Genomic DNA, 13,484 nt, shown 5'->3' with positions numbered 1-13,484 from the left:
ATGGACGCATGACCGAAACCGTGCTCGCCGTCCTCAACCAGCCCTCCCGCGACGCCGCGCCGCACGACCCCGCGGCGGACGCCTTCACCTGGGCGAAGCCGCTCGAGGAGCACGTGCAGGTGCAGGACCTCGGCGTCACGCGCGGCGACGGCGTGTTCGAGACGATCACGGTGATCGACGGTCGGCCCCAGGCCCTCGAGGCGCATCTCGCCCGCTTCGGCCGCTCCGCCGCGATGCTCGACCTGCCCGCGCCCGACCCGGAGGCCTGGCGCCAGGCCATCGAAGCCGTCTGCGCCCGCCTCGACCCGGTGCGCGAGGCCTTCGCCAAGACCGTCCTGACCCGTGGTGTCGAGGGCACCGACCGCCCGACCGGGTGGGTCTACGCCGCGCCGTCGGGCGACTCCACGGCCGCCCGCACCGAGGGCATCTCCGTCGTCGTCCTGGACCGCGGGTACCGGCACGACGTCGAGCGCACCTCGCCGTGGTTGCTGCAAGGCGCGAAGACGCTGTCGTACGGCGTCAACATGGCCGCCCTGCGCGAGGCCGTCCGCCGCGGCGCCGACGACGCCCTGTTCGTCTCGAGCGACGGCTACGTGCTCGAGGGCACGCGCGCCAACCTCATCATGAAGGTCGGCGACCGGCTCGTCACGCCCCGCACCGACATCGGGATCCTGGCCGGCACGACGCAGGCCGACGTGTTCCGCTTCGCTGAGCAGGAGGGCATCGAGACCGCCTACGAACTCGTCACGCTCGCCGACCTGGCGGCGGCGGACGCGCTCTGGCTCGTGTCGAGCGTGCGGCAGGCTGCGCCGATCCGTTCGGTGAACGGCGACGCGCGGCCGATCGACGCGGAGCTCACGACGCGCATCAACGACTTCCTGCTGGCGCGCGAGGTCTGAGCACGCGGCGCCCCCGGCGCAACGGCCTGGAGGCCCGGATCGCAACTCGCACGCACGTCGCGATCCGGGCCTCCCGGCTCTGCACCCGCTACCAGCGCGGGGTGGTGACGCCGGCCCCGTCGGCCCACGCGAAGACGGACTTGCCGTCGATCCAGACGCGCGTCGCGCGGCTGGTCGCGTCGAGCGGGTCGCCGTCCCACAGCACGAGGTCGGCGTCGTAGCCCTCGGCCAGCCGACCGACGCGGTCCCCGAACCCGAGGAACTCGGCCGGGTTGACGGTGAGCGCCTCGAGTGCGGTCTGGGCGGGCAGGCCCTCCTTGACGGCGGCGGTCGCCTGGTCGACGAGCATGTTGATCGGCACCACCGGAGCGTCTGTCGTGATGGCGACCCGGACCCCGGCCGCCGCGATGGTGGCGAGGTTCGGGATGCCGCGGTCGCGGAGCTCGACCTTCGAGCGGCTGGTGAAGAGCGGGCCGTAGATGACCGGGATGTCCTTGGCGGCCAGCACGTCGGCGATCTTGTGCGCCTCGGTGCCGTGGTTCACGACGAGGCGGTAGCCGAACTCCTCGGACAGGCGGATCGCGGTGGCGATGTCGTCGTGGCGGTGGGTGTGCTGGTCCCAGACGAGCTCGCCGTCGAGCACCCGGACGAGCGTCTCCTTCGTCAGGTCGCGGGCGAACGGCTCGTCCTTCGCGGCTGCGGCGTCGCGGGCGGCCTTGTAGTTCTGCGCCTCCACGAAGGCGTCGCGGATGATCTTCGCGACGCCGAGCCGGGTCGAGGGTGTCTGGCCCTTGCCGCCGTAGACGCGCTTCGGGTTCTCGCCGAGGGCGCTCTTCACGCTCACCGAGTCGGAGATGAGCTGCTCGTCGATCGTCCGGCCGCCCCAGGTCTTGATGGCGACGCTCTGCCCGCCGATCGGATTGCCGGAGCCGGGCTTGACGACGATGCTCGTGATCCCGCCGGCCAGGGCGTCCCGGAAGCCCTCGTCGTCGATGTCGATCGCGTCGATCGCGCGGACGCCGGCCATGTTCGGGGCGGTCATCTCGTTCGTGTCGTTGCCGGCCTCGCCGTTGGCCTCCTCGTGGATGCCGACGTGGCCGTGCGCCTCGACGAAGCCGGGGACGAGCCACGAACCCGCGGCGTCGATGACCGTCATCCCCTCGGGCGGGGAGACGTCCGGACCGATCGCGGTGATCCGGCCGTCCTCGACGACGACCGCGCCGCCGTCGAAGGCTGGAGCGGAGACGGGGACGACGTGGGCACCGGTGATCGAGAAGGAGTTGCTCATGGCACCAACGGTACGCGGGGCGCGGTGCGCGGGCGGGCGGCGGCGGGCGGGCGGGCGGACGAGCGCGCGGCGGGGCCGGGCGGGCGCGCGGCGGCAGGCGGCGAGCGGGCGAAATACCGATTCCTGGCGTCGAGCGTCCGGGTGGCTCTACCGTCGCGGGATGGCACACCGGAGCGACACCTGGCCCACGCACGAACGCAGCGAGCGACCGTGGCGCAGCGCCGTCCGCGGGTGCCGTGACGACCGGCTGGTGACCACCGTGCGGGTGTCGCTGCCCCCGTCCATCGCGAGGGCTCGGTGGACGCCCGACGACGACACCGTCGCGCTGCTCGACCGGAGCGCCACGGCCCTGCGCGCCCTCGACGTCCACCACGGCTCCCGGCTCGCACCGCTCGGGTCCGTGCTCGGCCGGACCGAAGCCGTGGCGTCGTCGCGGATCGAGGACGAGTCCGCGACGATCGACGACCTGGCGCGGGCACTCGTCGGCATCCGCGCGAACACGGGGGCCACCGCGGTCGTCCGGGCCGGTGGCGCCGTCGAGCACCTGGTGTCCGGAGCGGACTCGGGCACCGTCACCGAGGCCTCCTTCCTCGAGGCACACCGCCTGCTGACGCGCGACGACCCGGTGGACGGACGGTACGCCGGCCGGTACCGCGACGTGCAGAACTGGATCGGCGGCGGCGCCACGCCCCGCGACGCCGTGTACGTGCCACCACCGCCCGAGCTCGTGGCACCGCTGATGGCCGACCTGTTCGCGTTCGTGCACCGTGTGGACCTGCACCCGATCGCCCAGGCCGCGATCGCCCACGCCCAGTTCGAGTCGATCCACCCGTTCACCGACGGCAACGGTCGGATCGGGCGCGCGCTGATCGGTGCCGTGCTCCGGCGTCGCGGGATGACGACCACGGTCACGGCACCGGTGGCCACCGCGCTCGCGGCGGATCGGCGGCGGTACTTCCGGCACCTCGAGCAGTACCGCGACGGCAAGGTCACCGGGTTCGTGGTCGACCTGGCCCTGGCGATCGGGACGGTGTGCGACGAGGCGACGCTGAGCGCCCTGCTGCTCACCGAGCACGACGCCGATCGGTCCGTCGGCCCCTGCGCCTCGGGCCCGCACGCCGTCGTCGGCCGTGCGCTCGCCGACGACCCCGTCCTGACCGAATCGCACCTGGACACCCTGCTCACCACCGACGAGGTCGAGCGCGTCACCCACGACCTGGTGCTGGCAGGAGTGCTCCGTCCGGTCACCGTTCGTCGCCGTGACCGCGCGTGGGTCGCGCCCGCCGTGGTCGACGAGCTCGAGGCGTTCGAGCGGCGGGTGCAGGCGGCGGTGGGCGGGCGCGAGCGCACGGCGGCCTGACCGGGGGTGCGGGCGAATAGGGTGGGACGGTGAGCAACGAGCACACCGCATCCACCCCGCCCAGCGCCGCCAAGCGGCCCGTGACACGGACCCACCACGGCATCGACTTCGTCGACGACTACGAGTGGCTGCGGGACAAGGAATCCCCCGACACCCTGGCGTACCTCGAAGCCGAGAACGCCCACACCGACGCCGCCACCGCGCACCTCGCGCCGCTGCGGGACCGCATCTTCGCCGAGGTGAAGAGCCGCGTCCAGGAGACCGACCTCTCCGTGCCGGTCCGGATGGGCGACTGGTGGTACTTCACCCGCACCGCTGAGGGCAGCCAGTACGGCGTGCACTGCCGCGTGCCCGTCGCCGGCCCCGACGACTGGACGCCGCCCGCCGTCGTCGAGGGCGAGTCGACACTCCCCGGCGAGCAGGTGGTCCTCGACGGCAACGCCCTGGCCGACGGCCACGAGTTCTTCTCCCTCGGCACCTACGACATCAGCGACGACGGCACCCGCCTGGTCTACGGCATCGACGTCGAGGGCGACGAGCGGTACACCCTGCACGTGCGCGACCTGGCCTCGGGGACCGACCTCGGCGACGCCATCCCGAACACGGGCGCCGGCGCCACGTTCGACCCGGCCGGCCGCTACGTGTTCTACCCCACGGTCGACGAGTCGTGGCGTCCGGACAAGATCTGGCGCCACACGGTCGGCACCGCGGCGTCCGAGGACGTCCTGGTGTTCGAAGAGCCCGACGACCGCTACTGGGTCGGTGTCGGTGTCACCCGCTCGTCGCAGTACATCGTCATCGAGCTCGGCTCGAAGATCACGTCCGAGGCGCACGTCCTCGACGCTGCGGACCCGACCGGTGAGTTCCAGGTCGTCTGGCCCCGCCGTGAGGGTGTCGAGTACGAGATCGAGCACGCCATCGTGGGCGGCAGCGACCGGTTCCTGGTGCTGCACAACGACGGCGCCGAGAACTTCGAGCTCGTCGACGTCCCCGCCGACGACCCGACGTCCGAGCGTGACCGCCGCGTCGTCGTGGCGCACCACACCGAGCGCCGCATCGAGTCGGTCGACGCCTTCGCCGGACACCTCGCCCTGGAGTACCGGTCCGAGGCGCTCCCCCGCGTCGCGATCATCCCGATCGAGGGCGACGGCTACGGCGACGCGCACGAGGTCCCCTTCGACGAAGCACTGTTCTCGGCGGGGCTCGGCGGCAACCCGGAGTGGGAGCAGCCGACGCTCCGCATCGGGTACACGTCGTTCGTGACCCCCTCCGAGGTCAGCGACCTCGACCTGGCCACCGGCGAGGTCACCGTCCTGAAGCGCCAGCCCGTGCTCGGCGGCTACGACCCGGCCGACTACGTGCAGGAGCGCGACTGGGCGACCGCGTCGGACGGCACCCGTGTGCCGATCTCGCTCGTCTGGCGTCGTGACGCCGTCGAGGACGGCACCCCGGCACCGCTGCACCTCTACGGCTACGGCTCGTACGAACACTCGATCGACCCCGGCTTCAGCGTCATGCGCCTGTCGATGCTCGACCGCGGTGTCGTCTTCGCCGTCGCGCACGTCCGTGGTGGCGGTGAGCTCGGCCGGCACTGGTACGAGAACGGCAAGACCCTGACGAAGAAGAACACCTTCACCGACTTCGTCGCGGTCGCCGAGCACCTGATCGAGTCCGGCCGCACGAGCGCCGACCGCCTCGTGGCCGAGGGTGGCAGCGCGGGCGGGCTCCTGATGGGTGCGGTCGCCAACCTCGCACCAGAGCGGTTCGCCGGCATCCTGGCCGCCGTGCCGTTCGTCGACGCCCTGACGAGCATCCTCGACCCGGACCTGCCCCTCACCGTCATCGAGTGGGACGAGTGGGGCGACCCGCTGCACGACGCCGAGGTCTACCGCTACATGAGCGAGTACACCCCGTACGAGAACGTCCGCGACGACGTGCAGTACCCGCAGATCCTCGCCGTGACCTCGATCAACGACACCCGCGTGCTGTACGTCGAGCCCGCGAAGTGGACCGCGAAGCTCCGCGAGGTCGGCGCGCCGGTGCTGCTGAAGACCGAGATGTCCGCCGGCCACGGTGGTGTCAGCGGTCGCTACGCGTCGTGGAAGGAGCGGGCGTTCGAACTCGCCTGGCTGCTCGACGTGCTCGGGCTCGCCGACGAGACGCCCGCCGCGGCCACCGCCAACCCGATCGCTGCGGGCTGAGCAACGCCACGCGCTTCGTGAGCAGAAGAGGTCGGGTCCGAACGCGGGACCCGACCTCTTCTGCTCACCAAGCGAGCGAAGCGCACGCAGCGCACGCAGCGCGCACCCCGCTCACACGCGGTTGAGCGCGTGCACCGCCTCGTCGTAGGATTCCTCGGCCAGGCGCACCCGGTCCCCCGCGAGCACCCCGTACCCGAAGGTGCCCTCACCCCCGCGCTCCGCGATCGCCGCGTTCGCCCGCAGGATGTCGAGGGCGTGCAGGGACCGCACCCGTTCGGTCAGCACGTCGGCGGCGGTGCCGATCCGCTTCCACAGCGCGTGCGGGAACGCGTCGTCGCCGAGGACGTCCATCGCCATCCGGGCGCGCATCGTCTCCTGCCACGCGGCCTCGGTGGTGGTCCGGTCGGCAGCCTCACGCTCGGCGGCGGTGTCAGAGGTGTCGTCGGCGACGGCGGCCCGGACGAGCTCGCGCACACGCGGCTTCACGTCGGCGCCGACGTCCTGCGCGACCTGCTTCGGTGCGCGGAGCGACCACGCCGTCGGAGCCGGTCGCTCGGCCGCGTCGTCGAGGGCGTCGAGCAGTTCGAGGAACGGCTCGCCGTGCAGGAACGCGACGACGTCCCGCACCGCCTGGTCGCGACGTTCCCGGGTCGAGGCGAGGATGCGCTCGCGGGTCATCGCGTCGACCAGGTCGTCCTGCGCCGGCGACGACGCCCGCGGCAGCCGGTCGATCAGGTACTCGGCCAGCGCCGCACGCGCGGTGACGCCCGCCAGGCCGTCCGCCGCCTCGGCGGCGCGGTCGACGGCCTCGCCGTCGGGGAACGCCGGGCGGTAGGCGCCCAGGATCGCGGCGATCTCGAGGGTGGTGTCGGCCGCCTGCCGGAGGTCGGCTGTGTCGCCGGAGCGGAGCCGGGCCTCCTGGCCGAGCAGCGCGACGCGCAGCTTGCGCACCCGCTTCGCCAGGATGCGTGCGGTCGTGCCCTTGGCCGGCTTCTCCTCGGTCTGGAGGCGCGGTGCCGGCGCTCCTGCCAGCCCGCGTGCCAGCTTGGACGCGACGGCGGCGGGGCCGGCGCCGACGGCCGCGAAGCGCCCGTCGAGGGCCGCGAACAGCTCGTGGGCGATCTGCGGGTCGACGCCGTCGACGGTCTCGACCTCGACCTCGCGCCAGGTGCGCGGGGTCTCGGGGGCGTCGTCGTCGAGACGCTGTGCGGTGACCTGGTCGTCGGCGAGCTCGGCGATCTGGTCGCCGTCCTCGTCGAGCAGTCGGGTGACGGTGCGGGTGGTCGTGATCCGGACGACCGGGCGCAGCCCGCGGCCGCGACGCTCCGTGAAGAGCGCGGCGAGGACCTCGTCGGGCACCGTGTCGGCGTCGTCGGTCAGGGGGAACTGCTGCTCGTGGCGGACCGTGTCCGACTCCGAGCGCTTGATGTGCCAGCCGGCGTCGGGGCCGCCCGTGCGACGGCGGACGGTCACCCGCGCGGCCACCAGGTCGTACCGCTCGGTGTCCCAGTAGGTCGCGTCCAGTTCGAACGGCTCCTGGTGCTCGGTGCGGAGGATGCCGCCCGCGCCGACGAGGTCGGGGAGGGCACCGCCCTCCGGCAGGTCGTAGGTGCGCTCGATCTCGAGGTGCGTGTGGCTCACACGCTCTTGTCTACCAGGCACTGCGGGGTTTCCCCGCACCCGGGGTTAGCCTGCAGGGATGAGCGACACGATCACCCGCGAGCAGTTCACGCCCGAAGCCGGCGGCGTCACGATGTTCACCACCACGTGGTGCGGCTACTGCGCCCGCCTGAAGAACCAGATGTCGAAGGCCGGGGTGCCCTTCACCGAGGTCGACATCGAGCAGACCCCGGGCACCGCCGAGCTCGTCGCCGAGGTCAACGGCGGCAACCAGACCGTTCCGACGCTGGTGTTCCCCGACGGCTCGACGGCGACGAACCCTTCCCTGGCCGAGGTGCAGTCCCGCATCTGAGCAGGCGGCCCTCCGCAAAACACCGGTGTTCACGCTCCGAACACGCGCATGACGCGGTTCAGAGTGCGAACACCGGTGTTTTGCTGTCCGGGACAGCGCCGCGCGCCGGACGCGCCGAGCTAGCCGCCGAGCGCCTCGGTCAGCAGCGCGGCCATCGCGTCGAGCTGGATGTCGCCGGAGTCGACGACCTCTTCGTCCGAACCGTCGAGCGCCCGGGCGGCCAGGGACGCCTTCGAGTCGATGAGCTCGGCGATCTTGGTGTCGATCGTCTGCGCGGCGATGATGCGCCACGCGGTGACGGGCTCTTCCTGCCCGATGCGGTGCACACGGTCGATCGCCTGGGTCTGCTCGGCGCTCGTCCACGACAGCTCGGCGAGCACGACGTTCGACGACACCTGCAGGTTCAGGCCGACCCCGGCCGCGGTCAGCGAGCAGACGATGACGGCGACGTCGGGGTCGTTCACGAACGAGTCGATCTCGGCCGTGCGCTGCGTCGGGGTCTGGTCGCCGCGGATCGTGGCGGTGCGCAGGCCACGACGGGCGAACACCTCTTCCGCCTGGTCCATCACGTCGAGGTGCTTCGCAAAGAACACGACCTTGCCGACGTTCGAGGCGAGCTGCGCCGCGTAGTCGGCCGCGAGCTGGGCCTTGGCCCGGCCGATGCGGCGGACCATCGAGAACACGTTCTCGCCGGTCGACGAGGCGTCCTGGTCCTCGAGCTCCCAGCGGGCGACCTGGCGGACCAGTTTGTGGTCGATGCCGACGACCGGGTCCTGCCCGGTGCGGGCGTCGAGCGCCTGGTGGTAGCGGCGGACGAGCTTCGCCGTGAGCTCGCGCTCGGCGTCGCGGATGGAGCGGCCCTCGTCACCGTCGAGCTCGACGGGGATGTCGGCGATCCGGCGGGCGGGGATGTCCGCGGCGACGTCGACCTTGCGGCGTCGGACGATGCCCTGGTCGATGACGGCACGGCGGGCCTCGACGAAGAACCCGGGGTCGGCCGGCGTCAGGCCGATCTCCTCGAGCTCGTTCATGAGCTTCGCGCGCGGCTTCTTGTCGTCGATCCAGCCGAGGTACTCCCAGATGGTGCGGAAGTCCTCGACCGAGTTGATCAGCGGGGTACCGGTCAGCGCCATGAGCAGCGGCGCGGCGGTGCGCTGCCGGATGCGCTCGGCGATCTGCAGCACGAACCGGGCGCGCTGCGAGTCCCTGTTCTTGATGAAGTGCGCCTCGTCGACGACCATCCCCTTGAACCCGAAGTTGCCGAGCCACCCGGCATGCCGGTCGAGGATCTCGTAGTTCACGATGACGATGTCGGCGAACCCGTCGAGGTCGTTGCCGTCCCCGTGGATCACCGTGGCGCGGTGGTTCGGCACCCAGCGCTCGGCTTCACGCGCCCAGTTCGTCTTGACGACGTTCGGCACGACGACGAGCAGCGGGAACGCGTTCGCGGCGTCGGCGGCGAGCAGCGACTGTGCGGTCTTGCCGAGGCCGGGCTCGTCGGCGAGCAAGAACGTGCGGTGCCCCTGCGACGCGGCGGCGACGAGTTCCGCCTGGTGCTTCATGAGCGTGGTGCCCGAGCGCGAGTGCAGCGTCGTGGGCTCCGGCAGCGGCATCGTCGCCGCTCCCCCGCCCGCGCCGTACTCGAACGACTTGAACAGCGGTCCGAACAGCTCCCAGTTCGCCAGGCGACGCGGGTGCGCGACGGGCTGGTCGGCGAGGGCGAAGTCCGGCGGCATGAAGGGGTTCGCCAGCTGGCGCTGCACGACCGCCTGCGGCACGACGGCACGCACCGGTGTCTCGACCATCGCGGCGGGCTCGGACGCGATGACGAGGTCCTCCGGCTGCAGTTCCATGCCGCCGGCGATCATCATGTCGCGCTTGACCGCACGCGTCGCCTCGGACACCTGCACCTCTTCGGCGAGGAGCTGGATGACACTGGTGTCGCGCGCCGCCGTCTTCGCGAGGATCGTGGCCACGCCGTCGAGCCGCTTGAGCTGCTCGGCGCGCTGCGCGTCGGTGAGCTCCGTGTCGGCCTTCACCCGCGCGCGCTCTTCGCGCATGAGCAGGGCGACCGCCTGGAACTTCGTCCGGTTCGATGCCTTGAGCGGTCCGCGCTGCGCCGCGGCCTCGACCTCGCGCACAGCGCGGGCGAGGACGGGGATGACGCCGTCGTTGTCCAGCGGCCTGGTGCGGCGTGACGCGGTCCGCGTCCCGCCGGCAGCACGCCGGGTGCCTGATCGAGCCAACGCTCCTCCTGTTCCGCCCACACGTCGGGGCGATCCGCCCGTGGGGCGGGAAGTCCTGCACCGGCGCCTGGCGCGGCTCCGGTTCAGCTGCGGGCCACCGTGGCCCACCGCATCGCCGGTCCCCGCATCGGGACGTCCGGTGGACTCCCGCGAGCCGTTCCACACGAGCACCTGCCGGGAGCAGGTTCGGACGGTCCGCGCCGGGATCCGGCGTCGTCACACGCACGTGATGCCCCCTCGGGGCGGTCACGGCCCGGTCCCCGCGTCGATCAAGTGATCGACGGCTGCGTCCGGAATCGACGCGGCACGCGGGAACGCGGTGCGTGCGCGCTCAGTTTACTCCCGGACCACCGACGGAGGCGACCGGCGCGTTGCCCGCGCGCGTCGCGATGGCGGACGGGAGGCCCGTGGCGGGCCCGACCCGGGCCTCCAGTCCGTCCTTCGGTCGTGTTCACCCCACCGAAGCGACACGTCTCCGGTTCCCTGCCCCGGTGACCCCGCGAAAGCGACAGGACGCCGCGGATGTTCCGCGCAGAACTGTCGCTTTCGCGACAGCGGCGTCGCGTCTCAGACCTGCGGTGCGGACCGCGGGCGGGTCGAACCACCGGTCGGGAGGCTCGGGGCCGCGTCCGCCAGGGCGGCCTGCGTCGCGGCGAGGAGCTGCTGGGCCGTCTGGATCCCGTTGGCGGAGCCGGTGGTCGCCTGGCCGCCGGCGTGGGCGAGCAGCTGGGCGCCGATGGCGGGTCCGATGCGGTCGGCCTCGCGCGGGTTGCGCGCGACCCAGTCGCGGGCGATCGCGTCGGCGAGGCGCTCGGCGGCGGCGCCGCGCTCGGCGTCGCCTCGGGACCGGTGCCAGAGCCCGGTGACCACGAGGTGGGCGACGACGGCACCGACGTCACGGACCGGGAAGCCCCAGCCCGCGGTGTCGATGTCGAGCAGGCCGGAGATGCGCCACGGCTCGTCCTCGTCGACGAACACCTGCTCCAGGTGCAGGTCGCCGTGCACGACCTGCTTGGTCGAGCTCGACCAGCCGATGGAGCGGCGGCCGATGGCGTCGTACAGGCGGTCGATCTCCTCGGCGTCGCGCGGAAGAGCCGCGATGAGCGTGCGACGGTGCCAGTCGGCGTGGTCCATCGCGTCGGCGCGCGCCTGCTGGGTCATCGGGACGGTGGCGACCCGACCGCTCAGCGCGGCGAGCGACGCCACGAAGCGGGGGTCGTCGGCGATGTCGAGGATGCGGCTGCCGGCGGGCACGCCGCGGATGCGCTCGAGCACGAGCAGGCCGTCGCCACGGCTGGACAGCACACGCGGCACCGGCAGACCGGCCGCGACGAACTGCTCGTGCGACTGCACGATCGGCGCGACCCGGTGCGGACGGACGATCTTCAGGAACAGGGTGCGCTCGGGGGCGTCCACGCGCACGACCGCGCGCTTGCCGGGGCGGTACGCCGCCACGGTGAGCACCGGGTCGGTGACGGGCATGCCGAGCGTGGTCAGCAGCTCGGCGACGGCGTCGCGGTAGGTGACCTGCGGCAGCACCGGCAGGCCGGGGTCGTTGGGGTACGCCCACACCGACACCGGGTCGCCCGTCGCCGGGTCGGTGACGATCGCGCTGTTCTGGTCGTGGGTGCCGCCGGTGTCGACGTAGGTCAGGACCGTGGCGCGCTGTCCGTTGCGGTCCACCGTGTCGACCTCGTAGCCGTACAGGTAGCCGTTGCCCGAGGGCTCGACGGAGTGCGCCCGCGCGGCCACCACGGAGGTCCCGGAGCCGGCGAAGGCCTGCGGGATGACGCGCTCATGGTTGGGCCACACGACATCAGTCAACCGTGTCGCGCGGGTTTCGTCGCGTTCGTGCACGGCTCGGCGCGGGGCCGGTGGCTACCGTGGTCGGTGTGAACCCGGTCGCGCGTCTCCGCAGCTCCAGTCGCACGCCGTTCCTGCAGGTCGTGAAGACCGCCGTCGCGGTGGTCGCGGCCGTGCTCCTGTGCCGCCTGGTCATCCAGGGGCCGTTCCCCACCTTCGCGGCGATCGCCGCGCTGCTCGTGGTGCAGCCGAGCATCAACCAGTCGTTCGTGAAGGGGCTCGAGCGGAGTGCGGGCGTGGTGATCGGCGTCGTGCTCGCCACCGGGTTCCACCTGCTGCTCGGCGACGGCGTGTTCGTCGTGCTGCTCGTCATCGTGCTCGCGATCCTCATCGCCTGGGCGCTCCGGCTCACCCCGACCTCCGCCACCCAGGTGGGGATCAGCGGGATGCTCGTGCTCACCGCCGGGGTCGTGACGCCGAACTACTCCGCCGACCGGATCCTCGAGACCGTGATCGGTGCGATCGTCGCCCTGGTCGTGAACGCGCTCATCGTGCCGCCCGTGCTGCTCGAACCGGCGCACCTCGCCGTCGCCCGGCTCGCCCGCGACACCGCGGTGGCGTTCGAGCGGATCGCGATCGGCCTGACCGAGGGGTGGGACCGCGAGCGCTGGGACGAGGCGCTCGTCGCGGCCCGCGCACTCCGGCAGCAGCACGCCAAGGCCGAAGCGTCCCTGGGGTCGGCGCGCGAGTCCCTGACGATGAATCCCCGCAGTGGCCGGCACCGGACGATCCTCGACCGCGACGTGGTGACCACCGACCACCTGCGCGTCCTGGTGACCCGGGTCACCGGGATGACCCGGGCGATCCGCGACAACACCGCACCGGACCTGCGCGACGACCCGGTGGTGCACGGCATCGCAACCGAGGTGGCACGGATCGGTGCGGACGTCCGGGCCCTCAGTGCGCGGGTCGAGTCGACACGGCTCGACCCGGTGGACGGGGTCGGCGGAGCGGACGCCGCTGCCTCCGGGCCGGACGTCGGGCCGTGGGCGGAGGCCTCCGAGCCGGCGCTCACCGCGCCGCTCGAGGTGGTGCGGCCGAACTCCCGGCACTGGGTGCTCATCGGGGCACTGCTCGAGGACATCCGACGGGTGCGTGGCGAGCTGCTCGGCGAGGACGACTAGTCAGTCCGCGTCAGCGCGCTGCGCAGGCCGCTCGGTCCGCTTCAGCGCGCTGCGCAGGCCGCTTCCGACGCCGTCCGCACGACGTCCGACCAGATCACCGCGGTCGGCACGACGTCGGTCGCGGTCGCACCCGGGATGCCGGCGTCGGCGTACCGGCTGATCTCGGCGACGACGGCCTCGGTGCCGACCTCGCGTGCAGCACGGCTCGCCACGTCCGGCACGGCCGTCCGCAGTTCCGCGACCACGCGGTCGCGCGGTGCGTCCTCCAGCTGCGCGAGCGCGCCGATGCCCTTCCACGCGGCGTCCAGTTCGGCGCGCAGGCGCACGATGGCCGGGTGGTCGATCGAGTCGTTCATGATCCCCCAGTGCGGGCGGCGCATCGGGTCGCGCTGTCCGCTGCCGGAGCCTAGCAACGAAGCAAGCGGCACTCACGTCCCTAGAACGTGGGACAGACCGTTCTGCTTTGTCCTGTGACGAGATTCAGCGAGTCGGACCCGCAGAACGGCCGTCCGCGCCGGTTCGATGCCACGA

At 72.4% G+C, this 13,484-nt stretch carries 10 protein-coding genes; 5 read left to right on the top strand and 5 right to left on the bottom strand.

All coding sequences use genetic code 11. The features are described 5' to 3' along the window. Window positions 1-8: 8 nt before the first annotated feature. Window positions 9-899: an aminodeoxychorismate lyase gene (locus DEJ11_RS05535; protein WP_027464735.1), complete on the top strand. Its 891-nt coding sequence runs from the start codon at window positions 9-11 to the stop codon at window positions 897-899. Between the two features lie 88 nt (window positions 900-987). Here the strand turns inward: DEJ11_RS05535 and DEJ11_RS05530 are convergent, their stop codons facing one another. Next, window positions 988-2,187, bottom strand: coding sequence for an amidohydrolase (locus tag DEJ11_RS05530; RefSeq protein ID WP_111102912.1), 1,200 nt, complete (start codon window positions 2,185-2,187; stop codon window positions 988-990). A 160-nt stretch (window positions 2,188-2,347) separates the two neighbouring features. Here DEJ11_RS05530 and DEJ11_RS05525 point away from each other — a divergent pair, with 160 nt between their 5' ends. Continuing rightward, window positions 2,348-3,547, top strand: a complete 1,200-nt coding sequence (locus DEJ11_RS05525; RefSeq protein WP_111102911.1) for a Fic family protein — start codon at window positions 2,348-2,350, stop codon at window positions 3,545-3,547. Window positions 3,548-3,576: 29 nt separating this feature from the next. Then, window positions 3,577-5,748 (top strand): S9 family peptidase, encoded by a 2,172-nt coding sequence (locus DEJ11_RS05520; RefSeq protein ID WP_111047942.1) that lies wholly within the window; start codon window positions 3,577-3,579, stop codon window positions 5,746-5,748. A 111-nt stretch (window positions 5,749-5,859) separates the two neighbouring features. Here the strand turns inward: DEJ11_RS05520 and DEJ11_RS05515 are convergent, their stop codons facing one another. Further along, entirely contained in the window at window positions 5,860-7,389 is a 1,530-nt protein-coding gene (locus DEJ11_RS05515) for a CYTH domain-containing protein (RefSeq protein WP_071405572.1), read from the bottom strand. A 58-nt stretch (window positions 7,390-7,447) separates the two neighbouring features. Between DEJ11_RS05515 and DEJ11_RS05510 the strand changes: the two genes are divergently transcribed. Next, complete coding sequence (locus DEJ11_RS05510; RefSeq protein WP_071405571.1) at window positions 7,448-7,720, top strand: mycoredoxin; 273 nt, start codon at window positions 7,448-7,450, stop codon at window positions 7,718-7,720. A gap of 119 nt (window positions 7,721-7,839) precedes the next feature. Here the strand turns inward: DEJ11_RS05510 and DEJ11_RS05505 are convergent, their stop codons facing one another. Both DEJ11_RS05505 and DEJ11_RS05500 read right to left on the bottom strand, forming a co-directional pair. Next, on the bottom strand, window positions 7,840-9,966 hold the full coding sequence (locus tag DEJ11_RS05505) for a DEAD/DEAH box helicase (RefSeq protein WP_181440781.1): 2,127 nt from the start codon (window positions 9,964-9,966) through the stop codon (window positions 7,840-7,842). A 567-nt stretch (window positions 9,967-10,533) separates the two neighbouring features. Then, entirely contained in the window at window positions 10,534-11,778 is a 1,245-nt protein-coding gene (locus DEJ11_RS05500) for a phosphotransferase enzyme family protein (RefSeq protein ID WP_071405569.1), read from the bottom strand. Between the two features lie 80 nt (window positions 11,779-11,858). Between DEJ11_RS05500 and DEJ11_RS05495 the strand changes: the two genes are divergently transcribed. Then, window positions 11,859-12,953 carry an FUSC family protein gene (locus DEJ11_RS05495; protein WP_111103000.1) on the top strand — a complete coding sequence of 365 codons (1,095 nt, stop codon included), beginning with the start codon at window positions 11,859-11,861 and terminating at the stop codon, window positions 12,951-12,953. Window positions 12,954-12,994: 41 nt separating this feature from the next. Here the strand turns inward: DEJ11_RS05495 and DEJ11_RS05490 are convergent, their stop codons facing one another. Next, entirely contained in the window at window positions 12,995-13,309 is a 315-nt protein-coding gene (locus DEJ11_RS05490) for a hypothetical protein (RefSeq protein ID WP_110864838.1), read from the bottom strand. Window positions 13,310-13,484: the final 175 nt, after the last annotated feature.

The organism is Curtobacterium sp. MCLR17_058 (genome assembly GCF_003234705.2).
Taxonomy (GTDB): Bacteria; Actinomycetota; Actinomycetes; order Actinomycetales; family Microbacteriaceae; genus Curtobacterium; species Curtobacterium flaccumfaciens.
The sequence above is the reverse complement of the archived record's forward strand: the minus strand, read 5'-3'. Positions and strand labels throughout refer to the sequence as shown.